We start from the raw sequence: 17,836 nt of genomic DNA, 5'->3' as shown, positions 1-17,836 counted from the left end.
TGAAATTTTCATTCATAAATTAAATTCTAATACTATCTTTAGCTCCTTATTAAAATCCTTGAAATCAATTTTATGAAGAACATTATTGCTAAACGTATTGTACCCTTGTCCATAATTACAATATTGGCATTATTCAGCACCCAATGCAAACAGAATTCCAAAAACAAAGTGCAACCCCCAATAAATGAAACGGCAATAGTAATTCCCGATGGATTTTCTATTGAAGTAATCGCCAAAGATTTAGGAAACCTAAGACATATGACGGTTTCCAAAAATGGAGATATTTACATTAATAGGGCTACCCTAAAAGATGAAAAGGGAATTGTACTATTAAAAGACACGGACCAGGACGGGACTATTGACGACAAAATAGCGTTTAGTGATTTTCCAGGGACCGGAATACTGATAAAAAACGGTTATCTATACACCTCCTCCAATTCTGCGATTTACCGTTACAAATTAAACGAGAAAGAAGAAATTATTGATATTGATAATCCCGAAAAGATAGTGGACGGAATGGCGGACAAAGGCATAGACAATGCCAAATCTTTTGTGATGGATGACCAATCCAATATTTATGTAACCATAGGCTCTTGGAACGATTCCTGTCGCGAAGAAGGTTCTGGCAAGGGTATAATGCCCTGTACTATCCTAGATTCCGCTGGCGGAATTTGGCAATTTAATGCCAACAAGCTAAATCAGTCCTTGGCAGATGGAAAACGATATGCCACCGGAATTAAAAATGCCGTGGCCACAGCTTGGAATTTTAAGACCAACTCCCTGTTTGCAGCGGTCCATGGTCGCGGAGCTTTTCATGATTATTACCCTGAGCATTATACCCCAAAGCACAGTGCGGAACTGCCTGCTGAAGTACTATATGAATTGCATGAAGGCGATGATGCCGGTTGGCCCTACGTCTATTATGATCAGTTTAAGAAACAGAAAATGCTCGCCCCGGAATACGGTGGTGACGGAGAAAAAACGGCAGGCGAAGAAGCCATAGATCCTGTTATGGCGTTTCCAGCACATTTGGCACCCAACGACCTTTTGTTTTATACTGGAACCATGTTCCCCGAAAAATATAGAAATGGCGCCTTTATTGCCTTTCACGGGCAATCTCCTGAACTAAAAAAAGGATACTTTGTGGCCTTTGCCCCTTTTAAAGATGGGAAGCCGGTAGGCGACTGGGAGATATTCGCCGACAACTTCGCCGGAATAGATTTGGCCAACCCCAGCGGCCCTATAAAATACAGACCCTGTGGTTTGGCCCAAGGTCCCAACGGGGAGCTTTACGTAACGGAAGACCTCAACGGAACCGTTTTTAAAATCACGCATTAAGCGCAACAACAATACAAATCAAAAAAGGCTTCCAAGAAATTGGAAGCCTTTTTGTTTGATTAGCTGAGATTCATAGTTATACTAGTCCCAAATGCTCAGCTTTTAGTACTCCAAATGGAACTTTCAAAATTAACATTTTTAAAAACCTGCAATTCTAAAAAGAATTACTAGTTTCGCAGATTAATATTTTTTAGAAAAGGTTGCCCACTTTTGTAGGCATTAAAAGGGAATCTGGTGAAAATCCAGAACTGTCCCGCAGCTGTAAGCTTTTTGTTGAAACCCAATTATGGTCACTTTCTTTTTAGATGGGAAGGCCGGGTGGATGAAGCAAGTCAGAACACCTGCCATTTCTTATAATTCTTTAAGGCTTTCGGGGATTGAAGCTTGGATTAGTTATATAAACTCTTTTATAATAAGGGACTGTTTATCTTTCTTCTTCTTCCTCGTATGACCATTATGATCATGAGGAAGTATTGTAAATACATATATATTCTAGTTTTTGGACTGTTACTCTGTCCAATTGTTCTTTTTGCTCAAAAGAAGGATACTTTGGTCCCTATTAAATTAAATGAAGTAATCCTAATTCACCACAAAAATAGGCACGAAGCTCACAATTCCCCAGCTCCAGTTCAATCCCTCTCAGGAGAAAAATTAAAGAAACTCAACAGTCTAACCGTCGCTGATGCGTTAAGGTATTTTAGTGGAGTTCAATTAAAAGATTATGGAGGTATTGGGGGTATAAAAACTGTTAATGTCCGAAGTATGGGCTCCCAACATACGGGTGTTTTTTACGATGGAATTCAGTTAGGTAATGCACAGAACGGCCAAGTAGACCTCGGAAAATTTTCTCTCGAAAACATGGAGCAAGTAAGCCTCTATCAGGGACAACGTAGCGAAATGCTCCAATCCGCAAAATCCTATGCTTCAGCAAATACCATCTATCTCAAAACAAAAAGTCCAAAATTTACAAACGGGCAGCATTATCATCTAGCAACAGGAATCCGCACGGGTTCATTTGGCCTATTAAATCCATCACTGAGTGTAAATTATAAGATAAACAAATCGGTTTCAGCCCGTTTGAGCACAGAAATGGTAAACGCCCATGGCAAGTATAAATTTCAGTACTCCAATGGGATTTATGATACTATTGCAGTTAGAAACAATGCCGACATCTCCTCGTTTCGCGTGGAAGCTTCATTACATGGACAACATAAAAATGAAGATACCTGGAACCTAAAGTATTACCATTACAATTCTGAAAGAGGCTTGCCAGGAGCCATAGTGGCCAATAGATTTAAACGTCCACAAAGATTGTGGGATAGAAATAACTTTTTACAGGCGGACTACAAGCATAGATTTGGTCCTCAATACGCTGTTAAAGTTCGAGGTAAATACACTGAAGATTTCTCCAGGTATTTGGATCCTGAAATTGTGACTACAAAAGGATTTCTTGATAATAAATATGACCAGCAAGAATATTACCTGTCCTTGGTTAATACCTATAAAATAAAACCGTTTTGGACTTTGAGTATTGCTACTGATTTTCAACATAACACCATGCAGGCCAATCTGTACCGATTTGCCTATCCGAAAAGAAGTTCTCTGCTCAACGTCTTGGCTTCTAATTTAGATTTAGACAGGTTCAATCTACAGCTTAGCCTATTAAGTACCAGTATTTATGAATCGGTTAAGTATTATGAATCCGCAGATGATTTTCAGAAATATTCACCGTCCCTTCTAATTAATTTTCAACCTTTTGCTTCTCCCGACTTCAGAATTCGTGGGTTTTATAAGAATATTTTTAGAATGCCCACTTTCAATGACTTGTACTACACCTTTGTGGGCAATACATTTTTGGATCCCGAATATACTGACCAAATTAATTTGGGATTTTCCTGGCAGAAAGAATTTGGTAAAACGTTTTTTAACATAACCAGCGACATCTATAAAATCTGGATTACCGATAAAATAGTGGCAGTTCCAGGCACTAATCTTTTTAGATGGACGATGTTTAATCTTGGGGAAGTAGAAACAAATGGGATAGAAACCAAAATTACTAATTCAGGAAAATTTAGTGCTACTATTAATTATACAACAATCCTTACCTATACTTTTCAGGAATCTATAGATGTAACACCCGGCGGAAGCAGCTTTGGACAACAAATCCCTTATGTTCCCATACATAGTGGCGGGGTAAGCATGATGGTCGATTATAAAGATATCGCTCTCAATTACAGTTTTATTTATACGGGTGAACGCTATAGCCAAAAAGCCAACATCCCTTCCAACTATTTACAACCGTGGTATACGCATGATATGTCGATCAATTACGCTATTCCATTTGTTTTTAAAAACCCTTTAAAGCTAGGGTTCGAACTCAATAATATTTTAGACCAGCAATACGCTGTCATAAAGAATTTCCCGATGCCCGGCAGGTCATTTCGTCTTAGCCTCAATTATGAATTTTAATGTAAAAAAATGATAAAAAAACTTTGTTTATTACTGGTGATTTTCTTCGGAATATATTCTTGCCAGACCGATGATCCCATTGTGGAAGACGATATTCAACATCCTGGAGAAAGCGGGACAGACCACCCCCTAGGTGCAGTGAAAGGCTTTTATCTACTGAATGAAGGAAATATGTCTATGAATAAAGCCTCGCTAGATTATATGGACTACGAAACAGGGGCGTATAAAAGAAATATATTCAGTAAAGCCAATCCAAACTTGGTAGGTGGACTAGGAGATGTTGGGAATTCAATGGGAATATATGGCTCAAAACTTTATGTCGTTGTCAATGCGTCTAACAAAGTTGAAGTGCTCAATATAGATACGGGTGCCCGTATTAAACAAATTGACATAGATAATGGTAGGCACATCACTTTTTACAACGGAAAAGCTTATTTAAGTAGTTATTTAGGGAGCATAGGTGATCCCAATGCCCCCAAGGGTATTGTGGCCGAAATTGATACCACCAGTCTGAAAATTACGCGTCGTGTTGAAGTTGGCAGACAACCGGAAGAACTTGCGGCGTATAACGGTAAAATTTACGTTGCAAACTCTGGAGGATACAGTCCCCCAGATTATGAATCTACTATTTCTGTAATTGATATCAATAATTTTACCGAAACCAAGCGTATAGACGTGGCAGTAAACCTTCATCGCTTAAACATAGATAGCGAAGGAGACTTATATGTGACTTCGAGGGGTGATTATTATGAGATTCCTTCAAAGTTATTTGTAATCGACACCAAAACTGAAGCTGTTAAAAAAAGTTTCGATATCGGGGTGAGCGATTTAACCATTCATAATGATATCGCCTATATGTACAGTACAGCGTTCAGCTATATTTCTGGAGATTATACTATTTCATACCGGATGCTGGACACTAGAACAGAAACTTTTCTGGAGACAACTTTTATTCCTGAAAATTACAGAGATCTTATTGAAATGCCGTATGGCATAGCAGTTCATCCCGAAACAGGGGACGTTTTAATCACAGACGCCAAAGATTACGTTACGCCAGGCACTCTCTATTGTTTTACTCCAGATGGAGGTCTTAAATGGTCTGTTGAAACGGGTGATATACCCGCACATATTGCTTTTAAACACGAATAATATAAATCTTAAATAATAAAAAATGAAAACAAATTACAACAAACTAATCGCGGCCTTTTTTGGTGTTGCTTTTTTAATGACGTCGTGTTCTAAAAATGACAAAATGGACCTTATAGAGCCTGAAGTTGCGATGTCTATTCAAGACAAAGAGCTTGAACTTAGTGTTGGAGAGCATACAACATTCTCAACAACAAATAAAAATAATTCAGTTTATGCCGAAACATGGTCTTTGGGAGATAGTATTGTGGCTAATTCTAATACGTATGTTTTTGAACCTACAAATTCAGGAGACTATATCCTTTCCTATGCAGCTTCTAATGAGGCCGGTACGTTTAATTATGAATACACCATAAAGGTTAACGCTAAATTAAGGCCTATAACTGACGCCAGTATTGCCTTTGTGTCTGATCTTTTAGAGTATAAGCCAGCTCCCGGTCAGTTTATCAATAAAAAACCAGGGAACTTAGAAAGTGCTGAAGGAATTATTGGAGGCCGTGGCTTAGTGAGCTTGGGAGGCTGGGGAGGCTCTGCAAGTTATGCTTTTGATCACACCGTAATTAATCAAGAAGATAAAAATGATCTAATTATCTATGGCAATGCCATGCCAACTTTCTCTGAACCTGGAGTTGTTTATGTAATGCAAGACGATAATGGCAATGGATTGCCAGATGACATTTGGTATGAAATTAAAGGGAGTGCGCATGCTTTAGAAGGCACAGACAGAGCTTATAAGATCACCTATTTTAAACCAGAAACGGCTGAAGAAGATGTTGCATGGGAGGATAGCAAAGGGAACACTGGTTTTATTGCGAAAAACACATTTCATAAGCAAGCATATTATCCAGAGTGGATTATAGAAGACTCCTATTCAATTTCTGGAACTTTATTGTCAGATAGCAATATCGATATGAGTAATCCTTCTTATATCACCAGTAAGCCATTTGAATACGGTTATGCTGATAATACCAGCGGTGGAGACCAAATAGATTTGGCCGATGCAATAGATGAAAAGGGTAATGCCGTTTATTTAAGTGGAATTGATTTTATAAAGATTCAAACAGGGGTACAGGTCAATATGGGCTGGCTGGGAGAATTGTCGACCGAAATTACTGGTGTTGCTGATTTAAGTCTACTTGAAAAATAATCATCTAAAATAAATTAAAATGAAGCATAATTTTTATTCTTTTAAATTCCTAATAAGTATTGTTTTTGCGAGCCTAATAATTGGATGTAGCACGGATGATGAGTTGGGTATAAATCCGCCTTCAATTGATGGCGCACAACATTTACAAGATACCATAACCATGGGCGAACACCTTTTGTTGAGCCCTAAATTAAGTAATTCTAAGAATTCTATTTTTGAATGGATCGTAGACGGAGAAATAGTTAGCAACGATTCAACATATATTTTTACTCCTGAAGCGCGGGGAACAAATCAAATAAGTCTTGAGGTGAAAAATGAAGGGGGTGAAGCTTCCCTAACGTACGACATTCACACCTGGGGAGCTTTTGAACACGGGTTTTACCTGATTAATGAAGGCTGGTTTGGGCATGGTACTGGGACGGTAGGCTTTTACCGCTATGACACCCAAAAAATAGAAGACAGTGTTTTTGTGAAAACAAATCCGACTAAAGATTTATATCCGTTAAATTCGACCTTAGGGTTTGGAACCGTGTTTAATGAAAAGTTATATCTGGTTAGTAAGTCAGGAGGTCCTGTTGTGGTTTCTGATGCTTATTCCCTATTAGAAGAACAAAGAATTCCATCTCAATCAGGAAATAATTGGCGAGCATTCTTAGGGATTTCAGAGACCAAAGGGTTGTTAAGTTCTAGCAATGGAATTCACAAAATAGATCTTGAAACCCTTGCAATTGAAGGTACTATACCCGGAATTTCAGGGCAGATCGGAGATATGACAAAAGCGGGTGACTACATATTTGTTTTATCCCAAAGAGAAGGTGCAATTATTCTAAATGCCTCAAATTATGAAGTAGTAAAACGTATTCCCGGAATGGCTGTAGGTTTTGCAAAAACTCAAGACAATACTATTTGGGTAGCAGGGGGCACTAAATTGGTTAAAATTAATCCTAGTACGCTTGAAATTGAAGAAATAGAGCTAGGGTTTAAAGCGAACAGTAGTTGGGGAGCATGGCATCCCGCTTCCATAACTGCCAGTGCTAACGCTGTATTTATAGCTAAAAACGGATCCTTTAGTGGGGGAAATGAAATTTATCGCTATAAAGATGAACTCGTTTCATTAAAAGAACCATTTATCAAACTGCCGGATACTGAGGTGCTCTATGGTACTGGACTTGGATTTAATCCTGATACAGGCCAATTGATAGTTCGAACTGTACGCGACGGCTGGGGAGAAAACTTCAGCTATAATAAACTTCATTTTTACAATGCGGATTCTGGTAACCTAGAAAAGACCAATAGTTATGAGGGTTATTATTTCCCAGCAGCTCCAGTGTTTCATTAAAACTTAACATCTCAATCAGAGAGAAAACCGCTCCGTTGGTTATATTATGTATAGGAGCTTCAATTTGGAAATTGAAGCTCCTATTTTTTGTTAAAACCATAATAAATTACGATTTGGTTTTCAGAATTTTAATCCCTAAAAATTGTCTCCTTCTTAATACCAAGTTTATTCATCCTGGCAAACAAGGTTTTTGCATTCATATCAAGGATGCCGGCAGCTCCATTTACACCACTTACTTTCCCTTTGGTGTGCTTCAAAATAGTGATGATATGCTGCCTTTGAACCTCCTCGAAGGTTAGAAGTTCCGTCTCATTGATAGTTCTTGATTCTGTAGGCATCCAACTCCCCGTATTTAATGTTGTACCACTTTCTACGATAACAGCGCGCTCAATTAAATTCTCTAACTCTCTAATATTTCCTGGAAAATTATAGGCTATTAGAGCATCCACTGTTTTTTTAGCCAATCGTTTAAAGGATTTCCCTGCTTTGGATGAATATTTCTCTAGAAAGAATTGCGCAAGTAGGGGAATATCTTCTTTCCGATCTCGAAGTGGAATATTGTATATTGGAAATACATTCAATCTATAATAAAGGTCTTCTCTAAAAGTACCCTCTTTTATCATTTCCTCAAGTTTTCGGTTTGTAGCAGCAATAACTCGTACATCTACTTTAATGGTTTTTGAACCACCTAATTCGTCAAATTCACCTTCTTGTAAAACACGCAATAATTTAGATTGTAAATCTATTGGCATCTCACCAATTTCATCAAGAAAAATAGTCCCCCCATCTGCCAAGGTAAATTTACCAAGCTTGTCTACTACGGCACCTGTAAAAGCCCCTTTTTTATGACCAAACAATTCGCTCTCGATAAGTTCTTTCGGCAAAGTGGCACAATTAACTTTTATGAGTGGTCTATTTTTTCGTAGACTATTGGTATGCAACGCAATTGCTAATAATTCTTTGCCTGTTCCAGATTCTCCTGTAATTAAAACCGTAGTGTCTGTTGGTGCTACCAGATTTACTTGTTCTAGTACTTTTGCATAAACCTCACTCCTACAAACAATGTTATCGGCATTTATTTTATGACTTATTTCTTCTTGCAAATATTCGTTTTCAATTTCAAGGCGATCTTTTAATGATTTAATTTCCTCTAAAGCCTCATACAGCTTTAGATCACGCTTTTTTCGATCCGTAACATTTCTAATTACTGCACAATTATAATCTTCATTATTAAAACGTAAATGATTGGCGGTAATATCTACAGGAAATTTTGTGCCGTCTTTTCGGACAACCAACCACTCAAAACGCAAAGAACCTTTCTCTACAATTTCATTGAAATGCGAAGCCCACCACTCTTTCGTTACCGATGGGTCTATATCATAAATAGTGGCATTATCTAGCTCCTTTTTTCTATAGCCTAATTGTTTTATGACCGATTCACTATAATGAAAGAATTCACCTTTTCTATTTAATACATAAATTAAATCCTCTGCATTATCGATTACTGCCTTATATAAATGAAGCGCGTTTTCTTTGCGTTGTTGTTCCGTTACATCTTGATAAACACCTAGTATTTTGTAGACCATATCGCCTTTTAAAACAGGTTTTGCTACTGCTCTGATAAATCTAGAGGGATTTTCATTTGTTTCCAATACTACATCATAAGAAGCGGCCTTTCTCATAACACCACGTAAAAGACTTTTTACTTTTTCGCTATCCTTAAAACTATGGATTATATTTGCTGGGGCCAGCGCTTCAGTACCCTGTGCATCAAATATTTTTAATGCCTCTGTGGTCGTTATTAACGAACCATCTTGTAAGTTTAATTTCCAACCCCCAACATTAGCAATGGTTTCCGTCTTATCTAATAGATTTTTATAAAAGCTAGAGTCCGTAATATCATTTACAATAGCACATATTAAATTTTTTCTATTATTTGAGAAAAATTGAGCATAAACCTCAACTTCATAAAACTTCCCTCCTCTATTCTTGTGAGTAGCTTTAAAGTAATGTGTGCGGTCAGATTTTACTAGGTCCCAATGGTCCCTCCAGCTTTCTTTAGTTGCCGTGGTATTAATATCAAAGATGGAAAGCTTTAGTATTTCCGACTTTTTATAACCTACACGATTACAAAATTTTGTATTGGCATATACAATAGCTCCTTCTTGGTTCATCCACATGACTTCATAAGGCAAGGTCTCAACTAACCATTCTTTTACTTCCGACTCTGGTATCATCCCTTAAATTTTTTTTAAACACCCTCTCAAAATACAAATATATTTCTCATATAATAGAAATTTCTTATAAAATAGAATAAAAAATTACCAAAATAATATACAATAGCCTGAATTTAAGCAATTTATGAGTTTGGCATGAGATTAGCGTATTAAATACCAAACGAATCCATTAAGAAACGTAAAGGCTTTTTAATAAAAGCAGTTGCAGGAAGTGCAATTACGTTAAAAGGAGGTTCAGTATATAATATTTCAACAAAAAAAAGTGAAAAAATATGAAAACAGTACTTCACAAATCAGACACAAGAGGAAATGCAGATCACGGTTGGCTAAAATCTAGACACACCTTCAGTTTTGCAAATTACCAGGACCCAGAAAGGATGAATTTCGGAGTATTACGAGTACTTAACGATGATACCGTTTCAGAAAGTAGAGGTTTTGGAACGCATCCTCATAGAGATATGGAAATTGTTTCTATTCCCCTAGAAGGCGATTTAAAACATCAAGATAATATGGGGAATGAAACCATAATTAGATCAGGAGACATTCAAGTCATGAGTGCTGGTACAGGAGTAATGCATTCTGAATACAACAACAACCCGGACAAGCCGGTAAAGTTTTTACAGATTTGGGTGATTCCAAACAAACAAAATGTTGAACCACGTTACGACCAGATAACACTAAACACAGCAGACCGGAAAAACAAACTACAACAGGTGTTATCACCTAATACAGATGATGCAGGGATCTGGGCACACCAAAACGCTTGGTTTAATATGACCAATCTAGATAAAGGCAAAGAACTTCAATACCGTTTAAACGATGCTGACAATAATGGAGTATACGCTTTTATCTTAAAAGGAGATGCCACTATAAATGGTCAAGACCTTAACGAAAGAGATGGATTTGGAGTCTGGGATACAGAAACGCTGGACATAAAAGCAGACAGCGATACTGAAATCTTATTGATGGAAGTTCCAATGAATATGTAAACAATTAATTATAACCATTTTTGGCCATAGATTATGCCAACAATGTTTGCCACTATCAAAATAAATCAAATATTAATTTTTAAACAAGAAAAAAAATGGAAACACAAGTAAAAACAAAATGGAATATTGATACAGCACATTCTGAAATTAGCTTTAAAGTAAAGCACATGATGATTTCTACAGTAACTGGTCATTTTGAAGATTTTAATGCAACAGTTGAAACTGAATCAGAAAATTTCGTCGATGCAGACTTCAGCTTCACAGCAAAAACAGGATCCATCAATACAAAAAATAAAGATAGGGACGCACATTTAAAGTCAGATGATTTTTTCAACGCAGAGAAATTTCCTGAAATGACATTCAAGTCTAAATCTTATGACGGTAGCACACTAACAGGAGATTTAACCATTAGAGATGTCACCAAAGAAATTGAATTAAATGTAGATTTCAATGGTATTGCCGTAGACCCTTATGGACAAACAAAAGCAGGATTTGAAGCTACTGGGAGCATTAACAGGAAGAATTTCAATCTTACTTGGAGCGCAGTAACTGAAGCAGGTAGTATTGTGGTTAGCGATACTGTAAAACTAATTATCGACTTACAATTTATTAAGGCATAATTAAGAAGAATGAATACGTTTAATTGGGATTGGATTTATTATTAATCCAATCCCAATTTTTTTTCAAACACTAGCAGCCTAAATACTTGACCTTTTATCGAGCTGATCTAAAAGGAATAATAACTACAAAAACTAACATGGAAATTGACCGTGTGGCATGTTCTGGTCCGACAAACTTAATGGATATCCATCCCTATATTAAAAGTAAGAATGCCAAGGTAGGTCTTGAATTGGATTAGTTGGCATTTTGGCCATTTTCCACTAATGATAAAATAGGTAATCTAGCCTTGATGTTGGATCCCCTTCCATGAACGGTTTATTAGAAATCAACTAGGTGCTATTGCCAGATATCAAGTCAATAAATTTATTAATTTTGAATTAAATCTAATATCATTTTTCCTGGGGCACTCTTACAACAAAGTAAACAAGGCGACACATTGTACCAATTTGTATTTACATCAGTAATAAATTTCTAATCCCTATATTATGGATATAACAATAAAAGAAAGAGACAACAAAGGCTTTGCAATGGCCAGAGAGGATAACAAAAGAGCTGGGATTATGACCTATTCCATTGCAAGCGAAGAACTCATCATTATAGACCATACAGAAGTTGAACCCGAATTTAAAGGAAAAGACATCGGGAAGCAGTTACTTTATAAGATTGTAGAAATGGCACGAGAAAGAAACATCAAGATTTTACCTTTATGTCCATTTGCTAATGCAATGTTCAAAAAGCTTGAAGATATGCGTGATGTTTTGAAATAGTGTGAATAAAAAATAAAAATATGTCAAACACCCAATTAATTATAGAAGAACGCGCTGCCGATATCGGCAATTTTATGGTTGGACGTTTGTTACCGTTTAGGCAAAAACGGGCTGTGGGTCCCTTTAGCTTTATAGACCATATGGGGCCAGCTAAAATGAGCAAAAAAGAAAACTTAGATGTTGCGCCACATCCGCATATTGGATTATCTACACTAACCTATCTCTTTGAAGGATCCATCCAGCATAAAGACAGCCTAGGCTCAGATGTTGAGATTAAACCAGGGGCGGTGAATTGGATGACTGCAGGTAAAGGGGTGGTCCATTCCGAAAGAACGCCTGAATATTTACGAAATACTGAAAAAACTTTACACGGCTTGCAGATATGGGTGGCATTACCCAAGCATTTAGAACAAATGGAGCCCACCTTTGAGCATATTGCAGAAGAAGACATTCCTCATTGGAGCGAACAAGGGGCGCAATTTAAATTGATAGCTGGTAAAGCTTTTGACAGAACATCCCCTGTTCCTGTGCATAGTGAACTGTATTTTATAGAAATAAAAAGTACCGATAAACAACAGATCACAATTGGCGAAGACCTGTATGGTGAAAGCGCCTTGTATATCTTAAATGGCAGCATTAATGCCGACGGCTACAATTACGGTCCTAAACAAATATTAGTCGCCAAAGATAGTACCTTGTGCTCCTTTGAAATGGAACCAGAAACAACAGTCTATATTTTTGGAGGAATTCCTTTTGAGGAAGAACGCTACATCCATTGGAATTTCGTGAATTCCGATAAGGAAATCATTGAACAAGCCAAAAAGGATTGGGAAAATCAAAACCTGAAAGCTTTTCCAAAAGTAATTGGCGATGAAAACGACTATGTACCGCTTCCTAAACCACGCAGGTTATGACAACAGGAAGACTGGAAGCCTTTAGTGATGGTGTACTAGCCATCATCATAACCATTATGGTGTTGGGGATGAGTGCACCAGAAGGCTATACATTTGAAGCCTTAAAACCAATACTCCCGGTTTTCCTTACTTATGTTTTAAGCTTTATATATGTTGGAATTTATTGGAACAACCATCACCATCTATTGCAAGCGGTCAATAAGGTAAATGGAAAAATCTTATGGGCTAACCTAAATTTGCTGTTTTGGCTTTCACTTTTTCCGTTTGCAACAGATTGGATGGGAAAAAACCATTTTGAAGATAACCCGACTGCCATCTATGGCGCGGTGTTGTTTATGGCTGCCATAGCGTTTAAAATTATGGTCTATTGTGTTATACAGAATGAGGGCGAAAACTCCAACGTTGGAAAGGTTTATAGCAAGGATAAAAGAATGAATATTTCGCTTTTCTTGTATTTAGCAGGTATTGTGGTCTCATTTTTTCTTCCTATATTAAGTCTAGTAATATATTTAGGCGTCGCCCTTATGTGGATTGTACCCGACCCAAGAATAGAAAAAACACTAAAAGAGTAGACTATGGATACTAAGGAATATTCAAACGGAGAAATCACCATTTTATGGAAGGCTGAAAAATGTATTCACTCGGGAATATGTGTTAAAACATTGCCCAAGGTTTACAATCCGAAAGACCGGCCTTGGATAAAACCTGAAAATGCAACTTCGGAAGAATTAATTGCCCAAGTGTCTAAATGTCCTTCAGGAGCTTTAAGTATAAAATAACTAAACTTTGATAAAAGGTGGGTCAAACGTAAAACTTGGGGAGAATCTTTATCTTTGACAACAAAGAGATTAGATCTTGGATATAGAATTAGTGCGGTATTTGTTGCCAGAAGGCGTATTGGATTACTTTGAAATTGTAGGCCATAAATCATCAGAAGGTAAGATTCATTTTTACTTAGAAGAAAAGAACGTGCTCCCCAAAGAGCACCAATCAGAAATAGCCCAGTCCAAAGGCTTCCTGCCAGAGGTAACAGTTGAGGACTTCCCCTTAAGAGGTAAATCGGTACTGCTCCATATAAAGCGTAGGCGCTGGACTCTTATGGATACGGGAAAGATCATAAAAAGAGATTGGAATTTAATAGCTAAAGGCACTCGGATAACCAGCGAGTTTGCCTCTTTTTTAAAAGGTATCGCTTGACACCCATGCCGTAAGCGCTAAACGGTTTGGCGACTATTATAAAATTAATGGCAAAACCCTACAGTATCACTACAAAAACCATCTTAGCGACTTCAAGGATTGGCCACAAAAGAAACATTCACAAGATTGGTTGCTCTTTGGAAAAAATTTAGGTTACTATTTAAGTTTGGATGAAACCTCTTTGTCCAACGGTGAACTCTATACGATTTTAACCAATAAAGGAGCTAACGGAAAGAAAGGTTGTATAGTGGCCATTATCAAGGGAACTAAAGCGGATGACGTCATCAATGTACTTGATAAAATCCCTGTGGAAAGACGAAATATGGTCAAAGAAGTTACTGTCGATATGGCCGGAAATATGAATTTGATCGCTAAAAAATGTTTTCCTAAAACAGAAATCGTGACCGATAGATTTCATGTCCAAAAACTAGCCTCAGAAGCCGTCCAGGAAGAACGTATCCGATTAAGATGGGAAGTTATAGAAGTGGAAAACAAAGCCATTGAGGAAGCTCGGAAAACAGAAAAAACATATAGACCAGAACTTCTCACTAACGGAGATACCCATAGACAGTTGCTGGCCAGAAGTCGATATCTGTTATTTAAATCAAAGACCAAATGGACTGTGGGACAAATAGAAAGAGCGGAAGTATTATTTCAACTATACCCAAGTATTGAAAAAGCTTATAAGTTGGCCCAAGCATTATGCTTTATCTATGAAAACAATACGAACAAGGATGTAGCAAGACTAAAATTGGCACATTGGTATAACGAAGTAGAAAACTCAAACTTTAAGTCGTTCAATACCATAGCAAGGTCTATACAAATGCATTACAAACCGATTTTGAACTATTTTAATAATAGGAGTACCAATGCTTCTGCGGAATCTTTTAATGCAAAAATTAAAGAGTTCAGGGCAATGTTCAGAGGGGTAAGAGATGTTAGGTTTTTCTTGTTTAGACTAACTAAATTATATGCCTAATTTATGGCACTCCCCAAAAATATTGCTTGATCCTAAAAGGTTTTCTAAAGCAAAAAAATTGAGTGCAAATAAAAAAGGTTCCAAAAGTTAAAACTCTTGAAACCCTTATATTTTCTGGTGGAGAATACCGGAGTCGAACCGGTGACCTCTTGCCTGCCAGGCAAGCGCTCTAGCCAGCTGAGCTAATCCCCCTTTTAGAACGTTGCAAAGGAAATACTTTTTATCGCATTATCAAAATACAATTTCAGCTATTTCAAATATATTTAATCCTTTTTAACACTTAACACCAAAACTGGTACAAGTGAGTAGAATTCCGACTTCCAAATGGTGTTATTTTCCCATAATTTCTTAAAAACCTCTCTTATTTTACTAATAACGAATAGCTGGTCGGGATGATTGGCCCCAAAACACAGCAATATTACCATTGTAGACGGCCATTTTTTTTGTCCACATTTGACATTTACCCCTTGCTATGGTCGACTTTAAATATTCTTTGACCAGCTCATTTAGCCGCTGCTTTCCTTTGCCTAAAGAATTGTGTACCGGGGCTATTAGCACACCTCAATCACACAAATTTACCAATTTATTTCAGTCGTGATATCAACTGCATATTGCAATGTTATATCCTCATTTTCGGAAGCACCTATGCGAACTAGAATACTCTTCATTGATTATTATACCATTTCAAGATATCCCTCCTATGGAAACCGAGATATTTCCGAAAATATTCTTGTATCACAAAGGCCGACAATTAAACATGAATACTATAAATTTACAATTTCAATAAACCCCTCATAATCATGATTCAATTGGCAAAGAAATCGGAAATTCCCGAAATTCTTAAACTCACCGCAGCCTGTGCACAAAATATGGTGGAACAGGGTATATACCAATGGAACGAAAGCTATCCCTCCCTTCAAGCATTTGAGAGGGATATTGAAAGGGGAGAACTCTATTTGTTGCAAGGGGACCAAGATATCGTAGGCATCATTGTTATTTCATCCTATATGGATATGGAGTATTTTTCAATTCCATGGTTAACCCCAAACCACAATAATAGGTATATCCATCGCTTGGCCGTACATCCAAAACACCAAAAGAAAGGTTATGGAAAAATTCTGATGGATTTCGCCGAGGAATATGCCGCAAATCAGGGTTCAGTATCGGTGCGATTGGATACTTTTAGTCAAAACACACGAAATAACACCTTCTATAAATCCCGGGGCTACCAAAAAGTGGGTAGTATTTTTTTTCCAAAACAAAGTGAACACCCTTTTATTTGTTACGAATTAAAATTATAAAAGTCATTTTCCATTGAATACCGTCATAAATTTCAAATCGATCAATAAACTTGCCATTCCCGCTACCATCGCTGGGATTGCGGAACCCTTATTGTCTATTACGGATACCGCTATTGTAGGCAATATCCCGGAACACGGGTTGGAGTCGCTTGCAGCTGCAGGTATAGTGGGCTCGTTTTTATCTATGCTCATTTGGATCCTTGGACAGACTAGAAGTGCCATTTCGGCCATTATTTCACAATATTTAGGCGCAGGAAAATTGGATAAAGTGCAATCCCTTCCCGCACAAGCTATTTTTTTAAATATTGTAATGAGCCTTATTATCCTCTTGTCTACTATATTTATTGTAGAGGAAATATTCGTGTTGTTAAACGCGAAGGGAAAAATTTTGGAATTATGTATTTCGTACTATTCCATCCGGGTTTGGGGCTTTCCATTGACCCTGTTTGTGTTTGCTGTAATGGGAATATTTCGCGGTTTGCAAAACACCTATTACCCCATGTTAATTGCCATTACAGGTGCGGTTTTAAATATTGTCCTCGATGTGATATTGGTCTATGGCATTGAAGGTTATATTTCCCCACTATATTTGGAAGGTGCTGCCTGGGCCAGCCTTATTGCTCAAGGGGTCATGGCTATAATGGCCTTTATTCTATTGGTGACTAAAACGGATATCAGTTTGACCCTTAAATTCCCGTTGCACCCAGAATTAGGGCGATTGGTGGTTATGAGCCTAAATTTATTTGTGCGAGCATTGGCCCTTAACATAGCGATGATACTTGCCGTTAGGGAGGCCACAGACTTGGGTGATAAATATATTGGCGCCCACACCATAGCGATAAACCTATGGTTATTTTCAGCCTTTTTTATTGATGGATATGGGGCTGCAGGGAATATATTGGGTGGAAAACTTCTAGGGGCCAACAATTATGACGGATTATGGATTTTAGCTCAAAAAATAATGAAATACGGCTTTATAGTCAGTTTGGCCCTCATGGCCCTGGGCTTTATTTTTTACTATCCCATAGGCCGAATTTTTTCGAATGATTTTACAGTATTAGAAACTTTCTACTCCATATTCTTTATTCTGATCCTCTCTTTACCCATGAATATGGTCGCTTTTGTTTTTGACGGATTATTCAAAGGTTTGGGCGAAATGAAATACCTCAGAAACATTTTACTGATTGCAACCTTCCTAGGGTTTATTCCCATATTGTTCCTTAGCATGTATTTAGGCTGGGGTTTATACGGTATTTGGATTGCCTTTACCTTATGGATGTTTATTCGCGGTGGGGCCTTGGTCTGGAAATTTCGAAGAAAGTTTCGTCCCCTACTACAAAACGTTTAATTTTGGATGATAAATAAATGGAAACCCCAGCAATTGGCAGTGAT

The 17,836-nt window shown here is 37.4% G+C and carries 16 protein-coding genes, 1 tRNA gene and 1 riboswitch; of the genes, 15 read left to right on the top strand and 2 right to left on the bottom strand.

Annotated features, from left to right (window positions below):
* The first annotated feature begins 72 nt into the window (after positions 1-72).
* From KCTC52924_RS07205 to KCTC52924_RS07185, 5 genes are all read left to right on the top strand, one after another.
* On the top strand, positions 73-1,338 hold the full coding sequence (locus tag KCTC52924_RS07205) for a sorbosone dehydrogenase family protein (protein ID WP_251806050.1): 1,266 nt from the start codon (positions 73-75) through the stop codon (positions 1,336-1,338).
* Between the two features lie 180 nt (positions 1,339-1,518).
* A riboswitch (cobalamin riboswitch) is annotated at positions 1,519-1,702 on the top strand.
* A 98-nt stretch (positions 1,703-1,800) separates the two neighbouring features.
* Positions 1,801-3,807 (top strand): TonB-dependent siderophore receptor, encoded by a 2,007-nt coding sequence (locus KCTC52924_RS07200; protein ID WP_251806049.1) that lies wholly within the window; start codon positions 1,801-1,803, stop codon positions 3,805-3,807.
* Positions 3,808-3,816: 9 nt separating this feature from the next.
* Positions 3,817-4,956, top strand: a complete 1,140-nt coding sequence (locus KCTC52924_RS07195) for a YncE family protein (RefSeq protein WP_251806048.1) — start codon at positions 3,817-3,819, stop codon at positions 4,954-4,956.
* Positions 4,957-4,978: 22 nt separating this feature from the next.
* Positions 4,979-6,100, top strand: a complete 1,122-nt coding sequence (locus KCTC52924_RS07190; protein ID WP_251806047.1) for a hypothetical protein — start codon at positions 4,979-4,981, stop codon at positions 6,098-6,100.
* A 19-nt stretch (positions 6,101-6,119) separates the two neighbouring features.
* On the top strand, positions 6,120-7,439 hold the full coding sequence (locus tag KCTC52924_RS07185; protein ID WP_251806046.1) for a DUF5074 domain-containing protein: 1,320 nt from the start codon (positions 6,120-6,122) through the stop codon (positions 7,437-7,439).
* Positions 7,440-7,567: 128 nt separating this feature from the next.
* Here KCTC52924_RS07185 and KCTC52924_RS07180 read toward each other — a convergent pair whose 3' ends face one another.
* Positions 7,568-9,676, bottom strand: a complete 2,109-nt coding sequence (locus tag KCTC52924_RS07180; protein ID WP_251806045.1) for a sigma 54-interacting transcriptional regulator — start codon at positions 9,674-9,676, stop codon at positions 7,568-7,570.
* Positions 9,677-9,948: 272 nt separating this feature from the next.
* Between KCTC52924_RS07180 and KCTC52924_RS07175 the strand changes: the two genes are divergently transcribed.
* From KCTC52924_RS07175 to KCTC52924_RS07140, 8 genes are all read left to right on the top strand, one after another.
* Entirely contained in the window at positions 9,949-10,665 is a 717-nt protein-coding gene (locus KCTC52924_RS07175) for a pirin family protein (RefSeq protein ID WP_251806044.1), read from the top strand.
* Between the two features lie 95 nt (positions 10,666-10,760).
* Positions 10,761-11,285: a YceI family protein gene (locus tag KCTC52924_RS07170; protein WP_251806043.1), complete on the top strand. Its 525-nt coding sequence runs from the start codon at positions 10,761-10,763 to the stop codon at positions 11,283-11,285.
* A gap of 486 nt (positions 11,286-11,771) precedes the next feature.
* Positions 11,772-12,053: a GNAT family N-acetyltransferase gene (locus KCTC52924_RS07165; protein ID WP_251806042.1), complete on the top strand. Its 282-nt coding sequence runs from the start codon at positions 11,772-11,774 to the stop codon at positions 12,051-12,053.
* A gap of 20 nt (positions 12,054-12,073) precedes the next feature.
* Positions 12,074-12,967 (top strand): pirin family protein, encoded by an 894-nt coding sequence (locus tag KCTC52924_RS07160; protein WP_251806041.1) that lies wholly within the window; start codon positions 12,074-12,076, stop codon positions 12,965-12,967.
* The gene (locus KCTC52924_RS07155) at positions 12,964-13,539 is read left to right on the top strand and encodes a TMEM175 family protein (RefSeq protein WP_251806040.1); all 576 of its coding nucleotides are present in this window, start codon (positions 12,964-12,966) and stop codon (positions 13,537-13,539) included. Before KCTC52924_RS07160 ends, KCTC52924_RS07155 begins: the two co-directional genes overlap by 4 nt.
* Positions 13,540-13,542: 3 nt before the next feature.
* Entirely contained in the window at positions 13,543-13,746 is a 204-nt protein-coding gene (locus tag KCTC52924_RS07150; protein ID WP_251806039.1) for a (4Fe-4S)-binding protein, read from the top strand.
* A 76-nt stretch (positions 13,747-13,822) separates the two neighbouring features.
* A complete protein-coding gene (locus KCTC52924_RS07145; protein WP_370671490.1) occupies positions 13,823-14,164 on the top strand; it encodes a transposase in 342 nt (113 codons plus the stop codon).
* Positions 14,165-14,207: 43 nt separating this feature from the next.
* The gene (locus tag KCTC52924_RS07140) at positions 14,208-15,143 is read left to right on the top strand and encodes a transposase (RefSeq protein ID WP_370671544.1); all 936 of its coding nucleotides are present in this window, start codon (positions 14,208-14,210) and stop codon (positions 15,141-15,143) included.
* 115 nt (positions 15,144-15,258) lie between these two features.
* Here the strand turns inward: KCTC52924_RS07140 and KCTC52924_RS07135 are convergent.
* A tRNA-Ala gene (locus KCTC52924_RS07135) sits at positions 15,259-15,335 on the bottom strand.
* Between the two features lie 608 nt (positions 15,336-15,943).
* On the opposite strand from KCTC52924_RS07135, the gene KCTC52924_RS07130 reads away from it, so the two are divergent.
* Positions 15,944-16,444 (top strand): GNAT family N-acetyltransferase, encoded by a 501-nt coding sequence (locus KCTC52924_RS07130; RefSeq protein WP_251807196.1) that lies wholly within the window; start codon positions 15,944-15,946, stop codon positions 16,442-16,444.
* Positions 16,445-16,457: 13 nt separating this feature from the next.
* Positions 16,458-17,792 carry an MATE family efflux transporter gene (locus tag KCTC52924_RS07125; protein ID WP_251807198.1) on the top strand — a complete coding sequence of 445 codons (1,335 nt, stop codon included), beginning with the start codon at positions 16,458-16,460 and terminating at the stop codon, positions 17,790-17,792.
* Positions 17,793-17,836: the final 44 nt, after the last annotated feature.

The organism is Arenibacter antarcticus, assembly GCF_041320605.1.
Classification (GTDB): Bacteria; Bacteroidota; Bacteroidia; order Flavobacteriales; family Flavobacteriaceae; genus Arenibacter; species Arenibacter antarcticus.
This window is presented reverse-complemented; position numbering and strand designations above follow the sequence as displayed.